This is a genomic window from Sulfitobacter delicatus, assembly GCF_900102535.1.
In the GTDB taxonomy this organism is placed as follows: domain Bacteria; phylum Pseudomonadota; class Alphaproteobacteria; order Rhodobacterales; family Rhodobacteraceae; genus Sulfitobacter; species Sulfitobacter delicatus.
On sequence record NZ_FNBP01000002.1, the window covers coordinates 605,018 to 627,036 of the forward strand.

General features: G+C 61.6%; 23 protein-coding genes. 13 read left to right on the forward strand and 10 right to left on the reverse strand.

Features of this window, described 5'->3' with window-relative positions:
• The first annotated feature begins 66 nt into the window (after positions 1–66).
• On the forward strand, positions 67–1,161 hold the full coding sequence (locus BLS57_RS06180; protein WP_093740378.1) for a carboxynorspermidine decarboxylase: 1,095 nt from the start codon (positions 67–69) through the stop codon (positions 1,159–1,161).
• Positions 1,162–1,181: 20 nt separating this feature from the next.
• Positions 1,182–2,423 (forward strand): saccharopine dehydrogenase family protein, encoded by a 1,242-nt coding sequence (locus tag BLS57_RS06185; protein WP_093740207.1) that lies wholly within the window; start codon positions 1,182–1,184, stop codon positions 2,421–2,423.
• A 64-nt stretch (positions 2,424–2,487) separates the two neighbouring features.
• Here BLS57_RS06185 and BLS57_RS06190 read toward each other — a convergent pair whose 3' ends face one another.
• Both BLS57_RS06190 and BLS57_RS06195 read right to left on the reverse strand, forming a co-directional pair.
• Positions 2,488–2,685, reverse strand: a complete 198-nt coding sequence (locus BLS57_RS06190) for a CsbD family protein (RefSeq protein WP_093740209.1) — start codon at positions 2,683–2,685, stop codon at positions 2,488–2,490.
• 247 nt (positions 2,686–2,932) lie between these two features.
• Positions 2,933–3,694, reverse strand: coding sequence for an NAD kinase (locus tag BLS57_RS06195; protein ID WP_093740211.1), 762 nt, complete (start codon positions 3,692–3,694; stop codon positions 2,933–2,935).
• Positions 3,695–3,878: 184 nt separating this feature from the next.
• Here BLS57_RS06195 and glyA point away from each other — a divergent pair, with 184 nt between their 5' ends.
• Together glyA and BLS57_RS06205 are read left to right on the forward strand one after the other, a co-directional pair.
• A complete protein-coding gene (glyA, locus tag BLS57_RS06200; protein ID WP_093740213.1) occupies positions 3,879–5,156 on the forward strand; it encodes a serine hydroxymethyltransferase in 1,278 nt (425 codons plus the stop codon).
• 272 nt (positions 5,157–5,428) lie between these two features.
• Positions 5,429–5,827: a (R)-mandelonitrile lyase gene (locus BLS57_RS06205; RefSeq protein WP_093740215.1), complete on the forward strand. Its 399-nt coding sequence runs from the start codon at positions 5,429–5,431 to the stop codon at positions 5,825–5,827.
• A gap of 15 nt (positions 5,828–5,842) precedes the next feature.
• Here the strand turns inward: BLS57_RS06205 and BLS57_RS06210 are convergent, their stop codons facing one another.
• Positions 5,843–6,226, reverse strand: a complete 384-nt coding sequence (locus BLS57_RS06210) for a hypothetical protein (protein ID WP_093740217.1) — start codon at positions 6,224–6,226, stop codon at positions 5,843–5,845.
• Between the two features lie 45 nt (positions 6,227–6,271).
• Here BLS57_RS06210 and BLS57_RS06215 point away from each other — a divergent pair, with 45 nt between their 5' ends.
• From BLS57_RS06215 to carB, 3 genes are all read left to right on the forward strand, one after another.
• The gene (locus tag BLS57_RS06215; protein ID WP_093740219.1) at positions 6,272–7,054 is read left to right on the forward strand and encodes an alpha/beta fold hydrolase; all 783 of its coding nucleotides are present in this window, start codon (positions 6,272–6,274) and stop codon (positions 7,052–7,054) included.
• Between the two features lie 93 nt (positions 7,055–7,147).
• Positions 7,148–8,383: an SAM-dependent methyltransferase gene (locus BLS57_RS06220; RefSeq protein WP_093740221.1), complete on the forward strand. Its 1,236-nt coding sequence runs from the start codon at positions 7,148–7,150 to the stop codon at positions 8,381–8,383.
• A gap of 105 nt (positions 8,384–8,488) precedes the next feature.
• Positions 8,489–11,848 carry a carbamoyl-phosphate synthase large subunit gene (gene carB / locus BLS57_RS06225; RefSeq protein WP_093740223.1) on the forward strand — a complete coding sequence of 1,120 codons (3,360 nt, stop codon included), beginning with the start codon at positions 8,489–8,491 and terminating at the stop codon, positions 11,846–11,848.
• A 317-nt stretch (positions 11,849–12,165) separates the two neighbouring features.
• Here carB and BLS57_RS20020 read toward each other — a convergent pair whose 3' ends face one another.
• Positions 12,166–12,663: a BrnA antitoxin family protein gene (locus tag BLS57_RS20020; protein ID WP_167356379.1), complete on the reverse strand. Its 498-nt coding sequence runs from the start codon at positions 12,661–12,663 to the stop codon at positions 12,166–12,168.
• A gap of 184 nt (positions 12,664–12,847) precedes the next feature.
• Between BLS57_RS20020 and BLS57_RS06235 the strand changes: the two genes are divergently transcribed.
• Positions 12,848–13,972: a beta-ketoacyl-ACP synthase III gene (locus tag BLS57_RS06235; RefSeq protein WP_093740227.1), complete on the forward strand. Its 1,125-nt coding sequence runs from the start codon at positions 12,848–12,850 to the stop codon at positions 13,970–13,972.
• A gap of 28 nt (positions 13,973–14,000) precedes the next feature.
• Here BLS57_RS06235 and arsH read toward each other — a convergent pair whose 3' ends face one another.
• Complete coding sequence (gene arsH / locus BLS57_RS06240) at positions 14,001–14,717, reverse strand: arsenical resistance protein ArsH (protein WP_093740229.1); 717 nt, start codon at positions 14,715–14,717, stop codon at positions 14,001–14,003.
• A gap of 121 nt (positions 14,718–14,838) precedes the next feature.
• On the opposite strand from arsH, the gene BLS57_RS06245 reads away from it, so the two are divergent.
• Positions 14,839–15,420, forward strand: a complete 582-nt coding sequence (locus tag BLS57_RS06245; protein WP_093740231.1) for a thymidine kinase — start codon at positions 14,839–14,841, stop codon at positions 15,418–15,420.
• Here the strand turns inward: BLS57_RS06245 and BLS57_RS06250 are convergent.
• From BLS57_RS06250 to BLS57_RS06270, 5 genes are all read right to left on the reverse strand, one after another.
• Positions 15,417–16,367 (reverse strand): 2-hydroxyacid dehydrogenase, encoded by a 951-nt coding sequence (locus BLS57_RS06250; protein WP_093740233.1) that lies wholly within the window; start codon positions 16,365–16,367, stop codon positions 15,417–15,419. The genes BLS57_RS06245 and BLS57_RS06250 overlap by 4 nt on opposite strands.
• A complete protein-coding gene (locus tag BLS57_RS06255) occupies positions 16,364–16,702 on the reverse strand; it encodes a tRNA-binding protein (protein ID WP_093740235.1) in 339 nt (112 codons plus the stop codon). Before BLS57_RS06255 ends, BLS57_RS06250 begins: the two co-directional genes overlap by 4 nt.
• Entirely contained in the window at positions 16,695–17,510 is an 816-nt protein-coding gene (gene proC, locus BLS57_RS06260; RefSeq protein WP_093740237.1) for a pyrroline-5-carboxylate reductase, read from the reverse strand. The genes BLS57_RS06255 and proC overlap by 8 nt, the downstream gene beginning before the upstream one ends.
• A gap of 30 nt (positions 17,511–17,540) precedes the next feature.
• On the reverse strand, positions 17,541–18,041 hold the full coding sequence (locus BLS57_RS06265; RefSeq protein ID WP_093740239.1) for a type III secretion system chaperone family protein: 501 nt from the start codon (positions 18,039–18,041) through the stop codon (positions 17,541–17,543).
• Between the two features lie 319 nt (positions 18,042–18,360).
• The gene (locus BLS57_RS06270; protein WP_093740242.1) at positions 18,361–18,603 is read right to left on the reverse strand and encodes an accessory factor UbiK family protein; all 243 of its coding nucleotides are present in this window, start codon (positions 18,601–18,603) and stop codon (positions 18,361–18,363) included.
• A 95-nt stretch (positions 18,604–18,698) separates the two neighbouring features.
• Here BLS57_RS06270 and lgt point away from each other — a divergent pair, with 95 nt between their 5' ends.
• From lgt to BLS57_RS19725, 4 genes are all read left to right on the forward strand, one after another.
• Positions 18,699–19,583, forward strand: a complete 885-nt coding sequence (gene lgt, locus BLS57_RS06275; protein WP_093740380.1) for a prolipoprotein diacylglyceryl transferase — start codon at positions 18,699–18,701, stop codon at positions 19,581–19,583.
• Positions 19,580–20,638, forward strand: coding sequence for a class I SAM-dependent methyltransferase (locus BLS57_RS06280; RefSeq protein WP_093740244.1), 1,059 nt, complete (start codon positions 19,580–19,582; stop codon positions 20,636–20,638). Before lgt ends, BLS57_RS06280 begins: the two co-directional genes overlap by 4 nt.
• The gene (pgeF, locus tag BLS57_RS06285) at positions 20,635–21,390 is read left to right on the forward strand and encodes a peptidoglycan editing factor PgeF (protein WP_093740246.1); all 756 of its coding nucleotides are present in this window, start codon (positions 20,635–20,637) and stop codon (positions 21,388–21,390) included. Before BLS57_RS06280 ends, pgeF begins: the two co-directional genes overlap by 4 nt.
• A gap of 270 nt (positions 21,391–21,660) precedes the next feature.
• A complete protein-coding gene (locus tag BLS57_RS19725; RefSeq protein WP_167356380.1) occupies positions 21,661–21,804 on the forward strand; it encodes a hypothetical protein in 144 nt (47 codons plus the stop codon).
• Positions 21,805–22,019 lie beyond the last annotated feature (215 nt).

Here is a 22,019-nt window from a genome sequence, read left to right on the forward strand (position 1 = left end):
AATGCACCATTCCCGGCGCAGACCATGACGACATGCTCGGCGGGCCATGCCCAGAAAGGTTTGACAGTGCAGACCCCTTATTACCTGATCGACAAGTCCCACCTGAAGGACAACCTCGAAAAGATCGCCCGCCTGCGCGCGCTTTCCGGTGCCCGCTGCCTGCTGGCGCTGAAATGTTTCGCCACATGGTCGGTCTTCGACTTCATGTCCGAGTATATGGACGGCTCGACTTCCTCATCGCTTTACGAAGTGCGACTGGGCGCCGAAAAATTCCCCGGCGAAACCCACGCCTATTCCGTCGCCTATGCCGATCACGAGATCGCCGAAGTGCTGGGCCATGCTGACAAGATCATCTTCAACTCCATCGGCCAACTCGACAAATTCGATGCGCAGTCCCAAGGCCACATTCGCGGCCTGCGCGTGAACCCCGGCGTCTCGACCTCGGAGTTCGACCTCGCCGACCCCGCCCGCCCCTTCAGCCGTCTGGGCGAGCATGACCCGGCGGCGATCGACGCCGTCTCGGACCGGATCACCGGGCTGATGTTCCACAACAATTGCGAGAACGACAGTTTCGAGCGCTTCGACGAGATGCTCACCCTGATCGAAGACCGCTTCGGCGCAGTGCTCGACAAGATGCAGTGGATCAGCCTCGGCGGCGGCATCCATTTCACGGGCAAAGACTACCCGCTCGACCGCCTCGCCCTGCGTCTCAAATCATTTGCCGAAGCCTTTGGCGTGCAGGTCTATCTGGAACCGGGTGAAGCCGCGATCACCGGGGCCGCGACGCTGGAGGTCACCGTCTTGGACACGATGTTCAACGGCAAGAACCTCGCCGTGGTCGACAGTTCCATCGAGGCGCATATGCTCGATCTGCTGATCTACCGCGAACCCGCCAAGATCGCGCCCGATACGGGCGACCACGCATGGATGATCTGCGGCAAATCCTGTCTCGCGGGCGATATCTTCGGCGAGTTCCGCTTTGACGCGCCGCTAAAGGCGGGCGACCGGCTGTCCTTTCAGGACGCCGCTGGCTACACGATGGTCAAGAAAAACTGGTTCAACGGCGTCAAGATGCCCAGCATCGCCATCCGCGAGTTGGACGGAACCACCCGAATGGTGCGCGATTTCGACTATGACGATTTCGCCGCCGCCCTGTCGTGACATTGAGAGAGGTACCCTACATGAAACGCAATGTTCTTATCATCGGCGCGGGCGGCGTCGCACAGGTTGTGGCGCATAAATGCGCGCAGAATAACGACAAATTGGGCGATCTGCATATCGCCAGCCGCACGGTCTCAAAATGCGAGGCGATCATCGCCAGCGTGCATGAGAAGAACGCGATGAAACAGGACGGCGTGTTTAATGCGCATGAAGTCGACGGTATGGACACCGCCGCCGTCGCAGCGCTCATCAAAGATACCGGCTGCCAGATCGTCATCAACGTCGGCTCGCCCTTCGTCAACATGACCGTGCTCGAAGCCTGCATCCAGACCGGCGCCGCCTATATCGACACCGCGATCCACGAAGACCCCCGCAAAATCTGCGAGACACCGCCATGGTATGGCAACTACGAATGGAAGCGCCGAGAGGCCTGTGCCGAAGCCGGTGTGACCGCGATTTTGGGCGCTGGTTTCGATCCCGGCATGGTCAACGCTTTCGCCCGTTTCGCCGTCGATGAGTTCATGGATGAAGTGAAATCCATCGACATCGTCGACATCAACGCGGGCGATCATGGCAAGTATTTCTCGACCAACTTTGACCCGGAAATCAACTTCCGCGAATTCACCGGCACCGTCTACAGCTGGCAAGAAGGCGAATGGAAAGAGAACAAGATGTTCGAAGTGGGCCGCGAATGGGATCTGCCCGTCGTCGGCAAGCAAAAGGCCTATATGTCGGGCCATGACGAGGTGCATTCCTTGGCCGCGAACTACCCCGAGGCCGACGTGCGTTTCTGGATGGGCTTTGGGGACCACTACATCAATGTCTTCACTGTTTTGCAGAACCTCGGCCTTCTGTCCGAGCAGCCAGTGACCACCGCCGAGGGGCTGGAAGTCGTGCCGCTGAAGGTCGTGAAGGCCGTGCTACCCGATCCGTCCAGCCTTGCGCCGAACTACACCGGTAAGACCTGCATTGGCGATCTGGTGAAAGGCGTGAAGGACGGCGAAGAGGTTGAAGTCTTTGTCTACAACGTCGCCGATCACAAGGACGCCTATAATGAGGTCGGCTCGCAGGGTATTTCCTACACCGCTGGCGTGCCGCCCGTGGCCTTCGCGATGCTGATTGCCGATGGCGCCTATGACACCGGCACGATGGTCAATGTCGAAGAGCTGGACCCCAAGCCGCTCTTCACCCTACTGGATGACATCGGCCTGCCGACCCGTGTGAAGGACGACAAGGGCGACCGCGAGTGGCATAAAGCTTAAAGCTACCGACACATAAAAGGCGCCCGATCTGGGCGCCTTTTTCTATGTTCGATGGCCGCGCGGTTTAGTATTTTGCGGCGAAGTCATCCACTTGGCGCTCAGCCTCATCCTTGGCCACGCCATAGCGTTCCTGAACCTTGCCAACCAGTTGTTCCCGGTTGCCGCGGGTCTCTGTGATTTCGTCGTCCGTCAGATCACCCCATTGCGCCTTCGCCGCGCCGGTCATCTGTTTCCAATTGCCTTCGATACGATCCCAATTCATTGCAGGTCTCCTTTTCTTTGGCTGTGAAATGCGGAAAAGCCGCTTTCATAGGGGAAACGCGAAGGGGGAGTCCGTGGTTCCTCCACTTTGCCGAGTAGGCAATGGGCCGCCACTCGCCAGCATTGCATCGAATAGCAGAGGGCAGCGCCGGCCCGCGGGGTGGTGCTGAAAGCGCCGCCCCAGGGGGGCGGGTCATGCTGGAAGCTTGCCTAATACAAGACGCTGCCCGGCGTGCCGCCGGGCGGGACTAGTTAAACTGCTCCGAGATCAACCGCTCTTCCAACCCATGCCCCGGATCAAACAAAATCCGATGCGAAATCGTCGGGTCTGACCGTATCTCAACCGTCGCCACATTCCGGTGCGACTTGCCGTCCGCATCTGCCATCACCGGGCGCTTATCCGCCTCCAGCACATCAAACCGCACCGTAGCGCTCTTGGGCAGCAACGCCCCGCGCCAGCGCCGGGGCCGGAACGCTGCCACCGGAGTCAACGCCAGCACATCCGCGCCAATCGGCAGGATCGGCCCATGCGCGGAATAATTATAGGCCGTCGACCCCGCAGGCGTCGCCACCAGCGCCCCATCACAGACCAGCTCCTCCATCCGCTGGCGCCCATCCACGGTGATCCGCAGCTTCGCCGCCTGCGGCCCAGCGCGCAGCAAAGACACTTCATTGATTGCCAGCGCCGTCGCGCGGCTGCCGTCGATATGCGTGGCCTCCATGACCAGCGGATTGATCACCGCTTCCTCTGCCGCCGCCAAGCGCTCCTGCAACGCGTCCTCGTGATATTCATTCATCAAGAACCCAATGGTCCCCCGGTTCATCCCATAGACCGGCACGTCCAACTCTTGCGTGCTGTGCAGCGTATGCAACATGAAGCCGTCCCCGCCCAGCGCCACGATCACATCCGCCTCCGCGGGGCTCACATCCCCATAGCGCCCGATCAAAGCGGCCCGCGCGGTCTGAGCGACGCTGGCGCGGCTGGCAACAAAGGCGATTTTCTGCGACATGGCGGGCGATCTATCCGGGAGCAAAGTTTCCGATGGTCGGCGTTTGGGGCCAAAACAATCACATTATTCCGCACACCACCAGCGCTGCCGCACATATCTTCCCATCGGTCGGTTTACAGCCTTCACCTTTTGCAATGTTTCCGATAGGCAACACGCGCAACCTGCCCCCATAGAGGAACCTCAGATGTCCGATTTCTTCACCAGATCCCTAGCTGATTCCGACCCCGCCATCACCGCTTCCATCCGCGACGAACTGGGCCGCCAGCGCGACGAGATCGAACTGATCGCCAGCGAGAATATCGTCTCCACTGCGGTGCTCGAAGCGCAGGGCAGCATCATGACCAACAAATATGCCGAAGGCTATCCGGGCCGTCGGTACTATGGCGGTTGCGAACATGTCGACGTGGCCGAGAACCTCGCCATCGAGCGCGCCTGCAAGCTCTTCGACTGCCAATTCGCCAACGTGCAGCCAAACTCCGGCAGCCAAGCGAACCAAGGCGTCTTCACCGCCCTGCTGCAACCCGGCGACACCATTCTGGGCATGAGCCTTGATGCCGGGGGCCACCTGACCCACGGGGCCAAGCCGAACCAATCCGGCAAATGGTTCAACGCGGTGCAATACGGCGTGCGCAAACAAGACAACCTGCTGGACTATGACCAGGTCGCCGAACTGGCCACTGAGCATAAGCCCAAGATGATCATCGCCGGCGGCTCCGCCATCCCGCGCCAGATCGACTTTGCCAAAATGCGCGAGATTGCCGACAGCGTCGGTGCCTATCTTCTCGTCGACATGGCCCATTTCGCGGGCCTCGTGGCCGCAGGCGAGCATCCCTCGCCCTTCCCCCACGCCCATGTCGCGACGACCACCACCCACAAGACCCTGCGCGGCCCGCGTGGTGGCATGATCCTAACCAATGACGAGGCGATCTCGAAAAAGGTCAACTCGGCCATCTTCCCCGGCATTCAGGGCGGCCCCCTGATGCATGTCATCGCTGCCAAGGCCGTGGCCTTTGGCGAGGCGCTGCAACCGGGTTTCAAAGACTACGCCAAACAGGTCATCGCCAATGCACAAGCGCTGTCGGACCAGTTAATCAAAGGCGGGCTCGACACCGTGACCCACGGCACCGACACCCATGTGGTGCTGGTTGATCTGCGGCCCAAAGGCGTCAAAGGCAACGACACTGAAAAAGCGCTGGGCCGGGCGCATATCACCTGCAACAAGAACGGCGTGCCGTTTGACCCCGAAAAGCCGATGGTCACCTCGGGCATTCGTCTGGGCTCTCCCGCAGGCACGACGCGCGGTTTTGGTGAGGCTGAGTTCCGCCAGATCGCGGATTGGATCATCGAAGTGGTTGATGGGCTGGCCGCCAATGGGGCTGAGGGAAATGCTGAGGTTGAGGCCAAGGTGGCCGCTGAGGTTGAGGCGATGTGCCAGAACTTCCCGATGTATCCGAACCTCTGAAACACTTGGCCCCTGCAGCACTGCGGGGGCCATCTGCCACTCCAGCCCGGAATCAAGGCGCCCCGCGCCGCCGGGCAGCGCCCGACCGCCCCATGGGCGGGCGCTTTAGCGACTAAGCACTCCCTCGCGACCACACATCAAACCTGACAGATAAAGTGGCAACCACGTCTGATCCGATGCCCACCCGCGGTCTGGCGCCGCCCTCTAACTCAACGCTATCCCTTGCCGATCCCCCACCACCGCGCCACATTCTCCCCCAAAGGAGAACCCATATGATCGTCCACCCCGCAAACAGCCGCCCCAGTGAGCCCGGCCCCGAAGACTACTTCACCGGCGAGGTGCAAATGACCCCGCTGATCTCCGCCCCCGCTCCGGCGCGGCTGCGCGGTGTCAGCGTCACCTTCCAGCCCGGCGCCCGCACTGCGTGGCACGTCCACCCCTTGGGCCAAACGCTCATCGTCACCCAAGGCACAGGCCGCGCCCAGACCGAAGGCGGCCCGGTGCAAACGCTTAACGAAGGCGATGTCGTCTGGTTTGATGCGGGCGAAAAACACTGGCACGGTGCCGCACCTGACAGCACGATGACCCATATCGCCCTGCAAGAAGCGCAGGTCGGCGAAGCGGTCGAATGGTTGGAAAAAGTCTCAGACGCAGACTACGACCCGGCCTAAGCCAATCAGCGCGGCTCAGACGTAGCCGCGCCACCACAGCCAAAGCACAAAACCCGCAATCACCACGATCAGATTAAACGCCACCGTCGCGGCAATATCCAACAGCCGCCCGCGACGGCGATAGCCCACATCCACCGCCCGCAGATGCGCGTTCACCCGGTCCAGCGCGGCCCATACCGGTGTCGGCTCCAACTGCCGCGCAATAAGCGGATTGCCAACCACCCGCTCAGTGCGGCTCAGCAACCGCCCATCGGCCCTCAGCCCCCGCGGCAAATCCCGCCCGGCACGGCCAAAGGCCTGATGCAGGTCATGCGACTTGATCCGCAGCTTGTCTTTGAACAAAGCGCGCAGGGCTTCGGCCCGGCTGGTGAATTCATTGGCATCAATCATGGCGCGCATCTAATCGCTCTGGCCCCCGGCCTGCAATGGCCCTAATTTGCCCCCATGCTGAATTACACCGAATATGGCGACACCGCCGCCTCCCCGCCGCTGCTCATTGTCCACGGGCTCTATGGCTCGGGCCGCAACTGGGGCGTGATCGCCAAACGCCTCGCCGATACGCGCCGCACCGTGACCGTCGACATGCGCAACCATGGCAACAGCCCGCATCACGACAGCCACAGCTACGCGGACCTCGCCCAAGACCTCGCCGAACTCATCGAACACCTCGGCGGCCCAGTGGATATCTGCGGCCACTCCATGGGCGGCAAGGCGGTGATGATGCTCGCCCTCACCCGCCCAGACCTGCTGCGCCGCGTCGTGGTCGCCGACATCGCCCCCGTCGCCTATGGCCACACCCAACAGATGTTCATCGACGCCATGCGCGACGTCGACCTTGCCCGCGTCGAACGCCGCTCGGACGCCGAAGCGCAACTGGCCGAGGCAGGAGTCGAACGCGCCCTGCAAAGCTTCTTCACCCAATCGCTGGATGTTCCCGGCAAACGCTGGCGGCTCAACCTCGACGCGCTGGAGGCCGAGATGCCGCAAATCATCGGCTGGCCCGAGGATGTCTCAGGCCAGTTCGACGGGCCAACGCTGTTCCTGTCGGGCGGCGCGTCGGACTATGTCCGCCCCGAGCACCGCGCCCCGATCAAAGACCTCTTCTCCCAAGCCCGCTTTGCCAAAATCCCCGACGCAGGCCACTGGCTGCACGCCGAAAAACCCCGCGAGTTCGAAGCTGCCCTGCGCGTCTTCCTTGACGCCGACCTGCCCCAAGACCCTGTCTGAATTGACCAAAACGCGTTTTTCGCGTAGTCTATAGGCGTATCATGGGGACGTGGCACCTGCATCGACCCCTCTGGGCAGCGCATGGGGGAAGACATGTGGAAGGGACTGCTTGACCAACTTCTGAACGGCATGATGGTACGCGACCGATTGCTGGTGCGTTTCCCCGATGGGGACAGCCGCCACTACGGCCCCGACATTGGCGAAACGGTGCAGATCGCCATCAACGATCCCGCCACCATCCGCGCCCTATGTTTGCATCCCGAACTGGCCTTGGGCGAAGCCTTCATGGACGGTTCGCTGGTCCTGATCGACACCAATCTCGACGACCTGCTGCGCGTGCTCCTGCGCAACCGCGACGCGGGCGACATGCCCGCTTGGGTCGTCTCCTCGGACCGCTTCCGCTACCACCTGCGCCGCATCGTGCAACGCAACAGCCCGGTCCGGGCGCGGGCCAATGTGGCGCATCACTATGATATGTCGGATGAGCTTTACCGCCTCTTCCTCGACACCGACATGCAATATTCCTGCGCCTATTTCACCGATCCAAAAATGTCGCTCGAAGCCGCGCAAGAGGCCAAGAAAGCCCATATCGCCGCTAAGCTTTGCCTTGAGCCGGGCCAACATGTGCTCGACATCGGCTGCGGCTGGGGTGGCCTCGCGCTGACGCTGGCCCGCGACTATGACGTGCGTGTCACCGGCATCACCTTATCGGAAAACCAACTCCGCACCGCCCGCACCCGCGCCGAGGCCGAGGGTCTCTCTGACCGCGTGCAATTCTTCCTCGAAGACTACCGCGACACCCAAGGCATCTTTGACCGTATCGTCAGCGTCGGCATGTTGGAGCACGTCGGCCTGCCCAACTTCGACACCTATTTCACCCGACTGCACGATCTGCTGACCCCGGATGGCATCGCCCTCATCCACGCCATCGGCCGCAGCGCACCGCCGATGCCGCATAGCGCATGGCTCAACAAATACATCTTCCCGGGGGGCTACGTCCCGTCGCTGTCGGAAATCGCAGGCCCGATGGAGCGCGCCGGCCTGTGGCAAAGCGACATTGAAATCTGGCGCCTGCACTACGCCCGCACCCTGCGGGCATGGCGCAAACGGTTTGAGGCCAACAGTGACAAGCTGCGCGAGATGTATGACGACCGTTTCCTCGCCATGTTCCGCTACTACTTCGCCATCTGCATTGCCTCTTTCGAGCATCAGGCCCAGGCCGTCTATCAATTCCAACTGGCCCGCAAACGCGATTCGGTACCGCTGACGCGCGATTACCTCTACCGCCACCCAAGCCGCCTGCCCCCGCAGCGCGCAACGACAAGCTGAACCCGCGCCAAACCCCTTTTTTCCAAGGCCCCGGCCCATTCCCCCCTTGCAGCCCCCGCCGCCATCCCTATAAGGCAGGACAATTTGCAAATTTAGGGGGCCGCCATGCCAAAACGTACCGACATCCAGTCGATCATGATCATTGGTGCGGGGCCGATTGTTATCGGGCAAGCCTGCGAGTTCGACTATTCCGGCGCTCAGGCCTGTAAGGCGCTGAAAGAGGAAGGCTACCGCGTCATCCTCGTCAACTCCAACCCCGCCACGATCATGACCGACCCCGGCCTCGCCGATGCCACCTACATCGAGCCGATCACCCCCGAGATCGTCGCCAAAATCATCGAAAAAGAACGCCCCGACGCGCTGCTGCCCACCATGGGCGGCCAAACCGGCCTGAACACATCGCTCGCGCTCGAAGAAATGGGCGTGCTGGAGAAATTTAACGTCGAAATGATCGGCGCCAAGCGCGAAGCCATCGAGATGGCCGAAGACCGCAAGCTCTTCCGCGACGCGATGGACCGTTTGGGCATCGAAAACCCTAAAGCCACCATCGTCACCGCGCCGATGCGCGACGACGGCAAGAAAGACCTCGCCGCAGGCGTGAACCTCGCCCTCGAAGCGCTGGAATATGTGGGCCTGCCCGCCATCATCCGCCCCGCCTTCACCATGGGCGGCACCGGCGGTGGCGTGGCCTATAACCGCGAAGACTACGAATTCTACTGCCGCTCGGGCATGGACGCCTCCCCCATGGGCCAAATCCTCGTCGACGAGTCCCTGCTCGGCTGGAAAGAGTTCGAGATGGAAGTCGTGCGCGACACCGCCGACAACGCGATCATCGTATGCTCGATTGAGAACATCGACCCGATGGGCGTCCACACTGGCGACAGCATCACCGTGGCCCCGGCCCTGACGCTGACGGACAAAGAATACCAGATCATGCGCAACCACTCGATCGCCGTGCTGCGCGAGATCGGCGTGGAGACCGGCGGTTCCAACGTGCAATGGGCCGTGAACCCCGCCGATGGCCGCATGGTCGTGATTGAAATGAACCCCCGCGTTTCCCGCTCCTCGGCGCTGGCCTCCAAAGCCACCGGCTTCCCCATCGCCAAGATCGCGGCGAAACTCGCCGTGGGTTTCACACTGGACGAGCTCGACAACGACATCACCGGTGTCACGCCCGCGTCTTTCGAGCCGTCCATCGACTACGTCGTCACCAAAATCCCCAAATTCGCCTTCGAGAAATTCCCCGGCGCCGAGCCGCATCTCACCACCGCGATGAAATCCGTCGGTGAAGCCATGGCGATTGGCCGCACCATCCACGAGAGCCTGCAAAAAGCCCTCGCCTCCATGGAATCCGGCCTCACCGGCTTTGACGAGATCGCTATCCAAGGCTTCAACGCCGACCTGCCGAACGACGCGCCGGAGAACACCGCGGCACTCGTCAAAGCGATCACCGCCCAGACCCCCGACCGCATGCGCACCATCGCCCAAGCCATGCGCCACGGCATGAGCGACGTCGATCTGCACGCGCATACCATGTTTGACCCGTGGTTCCTCGCCCGTATCCGCGAGATCATCAAGGCCGAAGAAGCCATCCGCGCAAACGGTCTGCCGACCGACGGCGACAGCTTCCGCGACCTCAAGATGATGGGTTTCACCGATGCCCGCCTCGCCATCCTGACCGACCAGCGCGAAGCCGCCGTCCGCGACGCCCGCCTCGCCCTCGGCGTCAAAGCCGTCTTCAAACGCATCGACACCTGCGCCGCCGAATTCGAAGCGCAGACGCCCTACATGTACTCAACCTATGAGACCCCGCTCATGGGCGAAGCCGAATGCGAAGCGCGCCCGTCGGACCGCAAAAAGGTCGTCATCCTCGGCGGTGGCCCCAACCGCATCGGCCAAGGCATCGAGTTCGACTACTGCTGCTGCCACGCCTGCTACGCGCTGACCGACACGGGCTATGAGACCATCATGGTCAACTGCAACCCCGAGACGGTCTCGACCGACTATGACACCTCGGACCGCCTGTATTTCGAGCCGCTAACCTTCGAGCACGTCATGGAAATCCTGCGCGTCGAGCAGGAAAACGGCACGCTGCACGGCGTCATCGTCCAGTTCGGCGGCCAGACCCCGCTGAAGCTTGCCAACGGTCTGCAAGAAGCGGGCATCCCGATCCTCGGCACCACGCCCGACATGATCGATTTGGCCGAAGACCGTGAGCGTTTCCAACAGCTTGTCCTGAACCTTGGCCTCAAGCAGCCCCGTAACGGCATCGCTCATTCCGACGCCGAAGCGATGGAAATCGCCAAGGAGATCGGCTTCCCGCTGGTCATCCGCCCCTCCTACGTTCTGGGTGGCCGCGCGATGGAGATCGTCCGCGACCAAGCCAGCCTTGAGCGCTACATCACCAACGCCGTGGTCGTCTCCGGCGACAGCCCCGTGTTGCTCGACAGCTACCTTTCGGGCGCCGTGGAACTGGACGTCGACGCGCTCTGCGACGGCAAAGATGTCCATGTCGCGGGCATCATGCAGCACATCGAAGAGGCCGGCGTCCACTCCGGCGACAGCGCCTGCTCCCTGCCGCCTTATTCGCTCCCACGCGAGATCATCGCCGAGGTCGAAGAGCAGACCCGTGCGCTCGCATTGGCGCTCAACGTCGTCGGCCTGATGAACATCCAGTTCGCGGTCAAAGACGGCGAGATCTACCTCATCGAAGTCAACCCCCGCGCCTCGCGCACCGTGCCCTTCGTGGCCAAGGCGACGGATTCTGCCATCGCCTCCATCGCCGCCCGCATCATGGCCGGAGAGCCTCTAGCCAACTTCCCCCTGCGCGCCCCCTACGACGCCTCCGCCGCCTATGAGGACACCCTGCCGCTGGGCGACCCGATGACACTTGCGGACCCCAACATGCCATGGTTCTCGGTCAAAGAAGCCGTGCTGCCCTTCGCCCGTTTTCCCGGCGTCGACACGCTCTTGGGGCCAGAGATGCGCTCCACCGGCGAGGTCATGGGCTGGGACCGCGACTTCCCGCGGGCGTTCTTGAAAGCCCAAATGGGCGCAGGCAACCCCCTGCCGCGCAAGGGCTGTGCCTTCCTCTCGGTCAAGGACACCGACAAGGGCGCGGACATGCTAGCCGCCGCAGAAATTCTGCTGGCCCAGGGCTTTACCCTCATCGGCACCCGCGGCACGGCGGAATGGCTGACCGAGAACGGCCATGCGTGCAACGTGGTGAACAAGGTCTACGAAGGCCGCCCGGACATCACCGACCTGATGAAGGACGGCGACGTGCATCTGGTGATGAACACCACCGAAGGCGCGCAGGCGGTGGAAGACAGCAAGTCGATCCGCTCCATCGCGCTCTACGACAAGATCCCATACTTCACCACCGCCGCAGGCGCCCATGCCGCCGCTTTGGCGATCAAGGCGCAGGCTGAGGATGAGATCGGGGTGAAGGCCTTGCAGGGGTGAGAAGCGATCCCGCGCTCGCGTGGGCAGACTGTCCAGTGGACAGTCTGAGCTTCGAACGGGCGGAGCACCGGGGCTAACCCCACACGCTCCGCCCCCTAGCACTCACCGTTCTACCGTCGGCGACTAGCGCCGAACCTGTCAGCCACCCACCCGCCCGGTGGCACACCGGGCATCGCCCTCCCTCCCCCCGGAGGGCGATCTTGCAACGTCACTCTCCCCACACCCCAAGCGCCTCCTGCCCCCGCACCCGCCTCATACACGAACCAAATCGCCCCCCAGGGAGGGCGCCCCCCTCACCACTCTCTTCCCAAGCCCCCTCACCCCTCCCCACCCCGACACGACCGAAACACCCCCAGCGCCTCCGCGTCCCCCGTCAACTCCTCCTCCGCCAAATACCGCTCCTCATTCAACGAATAGAGCCGCCCGTCATCCCGCCGCACCACCCCGTGATGCGCCATCTCAACCTCCCCCGTCCGCGGCCGCGAATACTGCATCAACAACGCCACCTCCAAATCCTCCGCCTCCGGCCCGTTGATCACCCCGGCCAACCGCCCATGCATCCAGGCCCGGAGCACATCGTTCATCCGCTCCTGATAGCCCCGCCCCATGGCGCGAAAGAACTTCACCACATCCTCCTCCAGCCGGATCGTCAGCCGCACCTTGGGCCGCCGCCCCCGCGCCCGCGCAATCTCGTGCCAGTCGTCGGGCACCGCCCCATTGTCCAAGACCGCCTGATGCACGTCCCATTTCACCTGCTGCATGACGTCGGTAAAATAGTTCATATGCATCCGCTGCACATGCCCGCGCTTGGCCATAGGTCCTCCTGTGTCAAAGCCGTGGCAAGTCTGTTGCAAGTTCGTTAAAATAATCTCTGACCACCGTATGCACGCGCCGTGCACGCCCGGTGTACAGGCTGTGACAATGACCAAAGGGTTAATCCCCATGGCCCAACCAAATGAACAAGATGAGCCAAGCCTTTGGCGAGAAAGGATACTTCTGATGTACCAAGCCGCCATCACCGGCACGGGCGTTTTCACCCCGAAACAGACCATCACCAACGCCGAACTGGTCGAAGCCTTCAACGCCTACGCGGACCTCTATAACGCTGAAAACGCCGAAGCGATTGAGGCCGGCAAGATCGCGCCCAAGCCCCATTCGTCCGAGGAGTTCATCGTCAAAGCCAGCGGCATCGAGCAGCGCTATGTCATGGATAAATCAGGGATTCTCGACCCCAATATCATGCACCCCCTGCTGCGCCAGCGCAGCGACGAAGAGCCGTCCCTCATGGCCGAAATGGCCGTCGACGCCGCTCAAAAAGCACTCGCCCAAGCGGGCAAAACCGCCGCGGATGTCGACCTCGTCATCTGCGCCGCCTCCAACCTAGAGCGCGCCTACCCCGCCGTCGCCATCGAAATCCAAGACCTATTGGAAATCAAAGGCTTCGCCTTCGACATGAACGTGGCCTGCTCCTCCGCCACCTTCGGCATCCAAGCCGCCGCCGACATGATCCGCTCCGGCTCCATCCGCTCCGCCTTGGTGGTCAACCCCGAGATCTGCTCCGCCCACCTCGAATGGCGCGACCGGGACTGCCATTTCATCTTTGGCGACGTTGCCACCGCCACGCTGGTGGAACGCGCCGAAGACGCAAGCGGCCCCTGTTTCGATATCATTTCAACACGTTGCGCGACCGACTATTCCAACAACATCCGCAACAACAACGGCTTCCTGCGCCGCTCCCGCCCCGATGGTCTGGCTGACCGCCGCGACATGCAATTCATGCAAAACGGCCGCAAAGTCTTCAAAGAAGTGCTGCCCATGGTCGCCGAACATATCGGCAACCACATGGCCGACAACGACGTGCAATCCTCTGATCTGAAACGGGTTTGGCTGCATCAAGCCAACAAATCCATGAATGATTTTATTGGCCGCAAAGTGCTGGGCCGCGAGCCGGAACCGGGTGAACAGCCCAACATCCTGCAAGACTACGCCAACACCTCCTCTGCCGGGTCGATCATCGCCTTTGCCAAACATTCCAGCGACTTGGAGGATGGTGACACAGGACTGATCTGCTCCTTCGGCGCGGGCTATTCAGTGGGCTCCGTCCTCGTCCGGAAACGCGACTAAGCGTTTCCGGGCTGCGGATCACCGCAGGTTAAGTGTCTTTTAACGATACTCGCTTATGAACCTCGTCAGCGCTTTCCACGCGCTCTGAATAACGATCAACGAGGTACTCCGCCCGGCCACGCACCAACCATGTGAACTTAACCAGTTCCTCCATCACGTCGACAATGCGGGCCAGAAACGGCCCCTGCGGCAAACGTCCGCCCTCGTCGAACTCCAGCCACGCCTTTGGGATGCTGGATTGATTGGGGATCGTCACCATCCGCATCCAGCGGCCTAGAATACGCATCTGGTTCACCGCGTTAAAGGATTGCGACCCACCGCTGACCTGCATCACGGCCAGCGTCTTGCCCTGTGTCGGGCGAATGCCGCCTTTCAGCGACAGCGGCAGCCAATCGATCTGCGCTTTCATGATCGAGGTCATCGCCCCATGCCGCTCGGGGCTGGACCAGACCATACCCTCGGCCCAAACGGCCAGCTCGCGTAGTTCCACGACTTTCGGATGCTCCGCAGGCGCGTCATCCGGCAGCGGCAGACCGGACGGGTCAAATATACGGGTCTCGCAACCTAGATATTCCAATATCCGCGCCGCTTCCTGCGCCGCTTTGAGCGAATAGCTGACTTCGCGCAGCGAGCCATATAGCAACAAAATCCGTGGCTTATGCCCCGGATCATCTGCCGCCTTCAATGCCGCCACATCAATCTGCGGCAATGCCTCTTTGCGCAGGTTGTCCAAGCCATCTGTCATCACGCTATCCCCAATAAGAACCTGCTTGCCCCTTACCCCCTCGCCGCCCCGATGTCATCCCGCAGCCCGCCTTGGTCATTCAATCTTGATCCGCCTCGGCGGGCGGCGTAACACCCGACCCATGGCCAAGCTTTACTTCAACTACTCGACCATGAATGCCGGTAAATCCACGGTGCTGCTACAAGCCGCGCATAACTACGTGGAACGCGGCATGGTGCCCTATTTGCTGACCGCGCAGTTCGACAACCGCGCAGGCGAAGGCCGCATCGCCTCGCGGATTGGCATCGGTCAAAAGGCGGATACTTTCGGCCCCGGAGAAGACCTCTTGGCCAAGGTCAAAGCCCGCCTCGCCGACGGCCCCTGCGCCTGTATCTTCATCGACGAAGCCCAGTTTTTAGAAGCCGAGCAGGTCTGGCAACTCGCCCGCGCCGTCGATGACCTAGGCGTGCCGATCATGTGCTACGGCCTGCGTGTCGACTTCCAAGGCAAGCTCTTCCCCGGCTCCGCTGCCCTGCTCGCGCTGGCCGATGAGATGCGCGAAGTGCGCACCATTTGCCACTGTGGAAAGAAGGCGACGATGGTCGTGCGCCAAGACGCCGAAGGCCATGTCATGCGGGCTGGTGCGCAGGTGCAGATCGGCGGCAATGAGACCTATGTCTCGCTCTGCCGCCGTCATTGGCGCGCTGCTGTGGGTGACAGCTAGACGGCGTTCGGCAAGGGCTGACCGTCAAGAAAAGCCTGCAAATTCGCGACCGCCATCAACCCCATATCGACCCGCACCTCTAGAGCTGCCGTGCCCAAATGCGGCAGCAGCACGACGTTGTCGAGGTCGCGGAGCGCCTGCGGCACCTTGGGTTCGAACTCATAAACATCCAACCCCGCACCGCCGATCCGCCCGGCTTGCAGGGCGTCGATCAAGGCCGCCTCTTCCACCACATCGCCGCGGGCAATGTTGATCAGGAGCGCATGGGGCTGCATCGCTGCGAGAACTGTCGCGCCAATCAGATGACGCGTTTCAGCACCGCCGGGGACGGCTACGACGAGCACATCAACCTTGCCCGCCAGTTCCTCAAGGCTTTCGACACGCGTTGCCGGGAAAGCCAAGTCCTTGGCACTACGGTTGAAATAGCTGATGTCCATGCCGAAGCCGAAATGGCAACGCTGCGCAATCACCTGACCGATCCGCCCCATGCCGACAATGCCGACCCGTTTCCCGCTCAGATGAAGCCCCAACATTTGGGTCGGATGCCAGCCCTCCCAAGCGCCGGATCGCACCAGCCGCTCGCCCTCACCCGCACGACGGGCGCACATGAGCATCAATGTCATGGCGATGTCTGCCGTAGCGTCCGTCACCGCGCCGGGGGTGTTGGTGACCGCCACCCCGGCGGCGCGGGCGGCGTTGACGTCAATGTGATTATAGCCGACACCGAAATTGGCGAGCAGCTTGCAGCGCGGCTGGGGCACATCTGCAAAGACCTCAGCCGAAAAGGCATCTCCCAACGTCGGCATCACCGCGTCATAGTCCCGAAGTGCTGCACGCAATTCATCGGCGCTTAGGGGCGCAGTCTCCTGGCGAACGGTGACGTCACAACCCGAAAGCGCCTCTGTCACTTCGTCGGTCAAAGGTCTGGCAATCAATATCTTTTTCAATGCATCCGCCCTCCATCAGGCACTTTTTGATCCGGCGAAAGCAACACGATCTCGCCATCCGCGTCCGGCAGGCCGAGCACCAATACTTCGGACATGAACGGTCCGATCTGCCGGGGTGGGAAGTTCACCACCGCCACGACCTGACGGCCCACAAGTATCTCAGGCGTATAGTGCGCAGTGATTTGGGCAGACGTCTTCCGCTCGCCGATCTCGGGCCCGAAATCGACCCAGAGTTTGATTGCAGGCTTGCGCGCTTCGGGGAAAGCTTCGGCGCGGGTGACCGTTCCTGTACGGATGTCTACTATCAGAAAATCGTCGAAGGAAATCTCAGCCATTGGCAAGCTCCCGCGAACGATCAGCGGCAGCGGAGACGGCGCGGTCCAGCAAAGCGGGGAAGCCGTTTTGCGCATCCATTAGCACCTCTAGCGCTGCCTGCGTCGTGCCGTTCGGGCTTGTGACATTCACACGCAATTGGCCCGGGTCCTCCTCGGCCTCCATCGCCAAAGCCCCTGCGCCCGCGACGGTTGCCTTGGCCAATTGCAGCGCCAGTTCCTCAGGCAACCCCTGTGCGACGCCAGCGGCGGCCATGCATTCGATCATGTGGAAAACATAGGCCGGGCCAGAGCCACTGACCCCGGTGACAGCGTCGATCTGCGCTTCTTCTTGAAGGCGCACAACCTCGCCCACAGCACTGAGAAGCGCTTCTGCTTCGTCCAACGACCGGCTTCCTGCCTTCGCATTACCGACGATCGCGGTGATCCCTTTGGAGATAGCGGCGGGCGTGTTGGGCATGGCCCTGACGATCGGCGTCTCAGCGCCGAGGATGCTCTCGAAATACCCGATGGTTGTGCCTGCGGCGACACTGACAAAGAGCGTATCGCCATTGCCCATGGTCTGCAGGGTCGGCAGCGCTTCGGCCATCATCTGCGGTTTTACGGCAACCAGCACAACAGCCGGGGCCGCGGGCAGCTTGGCATTCAGGTTTACCCCAGTGCCCTGCAACCAGTCCGAGGGCTTCGGGTCCACCACCCAGACTGCACCTGCTGGCAGCCCGCGGGCCAGCCAGCCCGCAAGCATCGCAGAACCCATCTTGCCACAGCCCAGTAAAACCAAACCGTCACGCGCTACTCTGCTGTCTTTCATCGTTCCCCCCGAAGTTGTTCGGGGACTTTGTTACGCCCGCCCGTAAGCCTCTGCAATGGCGACATCCATCGCGGCTTTGGGAGATTGATCGCCCCAAACCAGCAATTGCAGCGCGGGGTAGTAGCGTTCAGCGCTCATCACAGCGGCGCCAATCATTGTGTCGATCTGCTCGGGCCCTGCATGCTGGCCGCCCGACAGGACAAGGCCGTAGCGGTAAACCATCAGCTGCTGATCGGCCCAGAAGGTGAAAGCGCCTGCCCAGCATTGATCATTCACGAGGTTTAACAAATCATAAAGCTTTGGCAATTTTTCCGCCGGGGGCTCCATCTCAAATGTGCAGATCAGACGTAGGGTCTCGTCATAAGCGGACCAAGCAAGGGTGATGGAATAGGTCCGCCACTGGCCTTCTACAGCCATAGCGATCTGGTCGTCCGCCACGCGGTCGAATTCCCAATCGTGATGGGCTGCTAAATTTTCCACGATATCAATGGGGTGAATGTCTTCTTCAAGGTAATGCTCGGACAGGGCCATTTCGCCACCTCTCAATCTGTTCCGGGCGGAGCGCCGGGACGCTACCAACCATGGAAGCCTGCACAAATAGACGTGTAACTTTACCTCGCCTATACAATATATGGTGGTCCGGCAGGGCCGATCTGGCAAGGTTTTTCTTGGGGATAAACACAAATCGTAGGGGATAACCGCAATAAATTGTGGGTAAGTCGCGGAAAACATCTAGGATTGGGGGAATGGGGTAATTTCTGGGCTGGACCGAAACGTCCTAGCAAATTGAGCCACTGCCCCGGCGGGGGCAGCAGTAAAGCGTCCGTCTGAGCGATAAGGGCCCTTTGGGTCAGCCTTTAGCTTCGAGCTTTTCCAGACGCGTTTTCAGCGATTCATTTTCCTCGCGGGCCTTCTGCGCCATTGCACGCACGGCGTCGAACTCTTCGCGGGTCACAAAGTCGCGATCTGCGAGCCAACGATCCAGCATGCCCTTAAAGGCCGTCTCCGCCTCATCCTTGGCGCCCTGGGCCACGCCCATCGCATTTGTCATCATCTGTGAAACGTCGTCGAAAAACTTGTTACGGGTCTGCATGTCTGGCCTCCGGATGTCATGTTAGCCTCTATATGGGGCGCGCAGCCCTTACCCGCAAGGTTGACTTCCCCGCGCGGCCTTGCTCAATCAGCGACATGATAGCCATGCTCCCCTTCCCCGACATCGCGCCGGAAATCTTCTCGGTTAGCCTGTTTGGCACCACCTTTGCGCTGCGCTGGTATGCGCTGGCCTATATCGTGGGCATTCTGCTGGGGTGGCGCATCGCCACGGCGGCAGTGAAACGTCCGCAATTGTGGAAGAACAACAGCCCGGTGATGCAGCCCGGACAGGTCGAGGACCTGCTTTTCTGGGTCATCCTTGGTGTGATCCTCGGGGGGCGCTTGGGCTATGTGTTGTTTTACCAACCGGCCTACTACCTGTCGAACCCCGCAGCGATCCTGCAGCTTTGGGAGGGCGGGATGTCCTTCCACGGGGGCGCGCTTGGTGTGATTCTTGCGGGGCTGTTCTATACGTGGCGGCATCGCATTCCGGTTATCTCGACCGGGGATATGGTCTCTCTCGGGCTGGCGCCGGGGCTGTTTCTTGGGCGGCTGGCGAATTTCATCAATGCCGAGCTTTGGGGCCGTCCGACCGATGTGCCTTGGGGCATCGCTTTCCCCGGCGGGGCCGCACAATATTGCCCAGACGTAGCAGGCATCTGTGCGCGCCACCCCTCGCAGCTTTACGAAGCGCTGCTTGAAGGTCTGCTGCTCGGAGGGTTGCTGATCTGGATGGCATGGCGGGGTGGGGCGCTGAAGATGCCCGGTCTGATCGGGGGCACTTTCCTCGCGGGCTACGGTGCTGCGCGTTTTGCTGTCGAGTTTCTGCGCCAGCCCGATGCGCAATTTGTCACCCCGGGCAATCCTCTGGGCCTGGCGTGGCAAGTCGGCGGCTGGGGGCTGACCATGGGGCAGATTCTCTCGCTGCCAATGATCGCCGTCGGCGTCTTCTTCATCCTGCGCGCACGGCGGCGCGCATGAGCTTAAAGGACCATCTGCTGGCGCGTATTGCGTTGGAAGGACCCATGCGGCTCGACGCCTATATGCAGTCCTGCCTGCTGCACCCCGAATGGGGCTACTACACGACGCGCGATCCCTTTGGTGAAGCGGGCGATTTCACCACCGCGCCTGAGATTAGCCAAATGTTTGGTGAGTTGGTCGGCCTTTCGCTCGCACAAAGCTGGCTGGATCAGGGCACGCCTAGCCCCTTTACGCTGGCCGAGCTCGGCCCCGGACGCGGCACGCTGATGGCCGATGCGCTGCGTGCCTGCGCGCGGGTGCCAGGGTTTATTGATGCGGCACAGATTTGTTTGGTCGAGGCCTCCCCTACCCTACGCGCGGCACAGCGCGAAACGCTTGCGGGCCATGATATTATATGGTGCGACAGCATCGCCGATCTGCCAGATGCGCCGCTGTATCTGATCGCGAATGAGTTCTTTGACGCCCTTCCCATTCGCCAGTTCATACGGCAGGGCGATGGCTGGGCGGAACGTCTTGTCGGCGCCGCTGACGGCAAACTAACTTTTGGCCTCGGCCCTGTCGCTCCGCAGCCTGCCCTGTCGCATCGGATGGAAGACACGAAGGACGGCGATCTCGTCGAATTGCGCGGTCCAGCGACAGAGGTCGTGGAAGAGATCGGCGACCGCATTGCTAAACGAAGCGGTGCAGCGCTGATCATCGACTACGGCGATTGGCGCGCGCTCGGCGATACGCTGCAGGCGCTGGAGAAGCACGCCCCGGCCGACCCGCTGGCCACCCCCGGACAGGCCGACCTGACCGCCCATGTCGATTTCGAAGCTTTGGCGTTGGCTTGCCCCTGCGCCTATAGCCGCCTCGCCCCGCAAGGGGTCTTTCTCGAACGTCTCGGCATCACGGACCGTGCGCAAAAGCTGGCTCAAGGCTTGACCGGCGCCCCCCTCCAGTCGCACATCGCTGCACATCGGCGGTTGACGCACCCCACGGAAATGGGAAACCTGTTCAAAGTGATGGGGCTCTACCCGACCGGCCAAGCCCCGCCTCCGGGGACCGAAGCATGACGCTGGAAATACTGACATCAGACGCACTCGCCGACTTTCGACACGGGTTCTTTACCCGGCGCGGCGGCGCATCCTCGGGCGTTTTTGCCGGACTGAACTGCGGCAGCGGCAGCTCCGACCAGTCCGAGATCGTGAGCATTAACCGTGCCCGCGCAGCCGAGGCGATGGGGGTGCAACCCGGTCACCTTGCCGGCGTTCATCAAGTGCATTCCGCAACCGTCGTTACCGTGACCGAGCCGCCGCAGGACAAACCCCGCGCGGACGCGCTTGTCACCAAAACCCCCGGCATCGCGCTGTCGGTCCTGACCGCTGATTGCCAGCCTGTACTCTTCGGCGATGCCGAAGCCGGTGTAATCGGCGCGGCCCATGCCGGCTGGCGTGGTGCGCTTGATGGGATATTAGACGCCACGGTCGATGCCATGGTCGACCTCGGTGCTACGCGTGATAAAATTACTGCCGTGATCGGCCCGTCGATCAGCCAGCGGGCCTATGAGGTCGGGCCGGAATTCATGGACAACTTCATGGCCGAAGACCCGGCCTTTGCCCGCTACTTCACCCAAGGCGATGGGGACAGGCTGCTGTTTGACCTGCCGGGCTTTGGCCTGAACCGCTTGCGCGCTGCTGGCGTGGGTCATGCAGAATGGACGCGCCACTGCACCTATGGCGATCCTGAGCGATTCTACTCCTACCGCCGCACCACCCATGCGAAAGAAGCCGATTACGGGCGGCTGATCTCGGCCATTACCCTCTGAACCCCGGCACGACTGCGGCGATCCCTGCCCCCTTTGCGCCGTATTGCTGACCGATAGCGGCGTGGATGGTGCACCTCGACACTGCCTTAGTCAGCTAACATACTGTTTCGACTAGCCTTTCGAATTACGGCAAAATCTCCACAAATCATCCAGAAGCGCACCTACTCATCGTTCAAGCTTTTCTTGGATCGTCAAAAACCGGCCCGATTGCGCTGCCATAGTGATCTCAAGCCGGGCAAATGCCCCGATAAGCGCAAGAGGAACAGAGCTATGAAAAAGAACCAGCGTTTCATCAAGTCGGTCGTCGAAACCGCCGCCAAGAACGACACCGTCATGCCTTGGGCACGCGGCGCACGTCGCGCGGCTTTCATCGCAAAGCGCAACGCCGCTCCGCTTGCCCGCAAAACCGCCTAATTTCTCCCAGCACCGGGCGGCTCGCCGAGCCGGTGTCCCAAACAGCCTCCCGCCGCGTTGATTCGCGCCGGGGGGTATTTTTCTGCCTAAATGTGGCAGGTGCTGAGAGCGCTGCGGAAACAGAACGGCAGCTTTGCGCCAAATTATCCTGAAATCCAACCTTAATGTCGCGGAAACTTTGACAATGTGCCGACAACATGGCGATTTGATCTTAC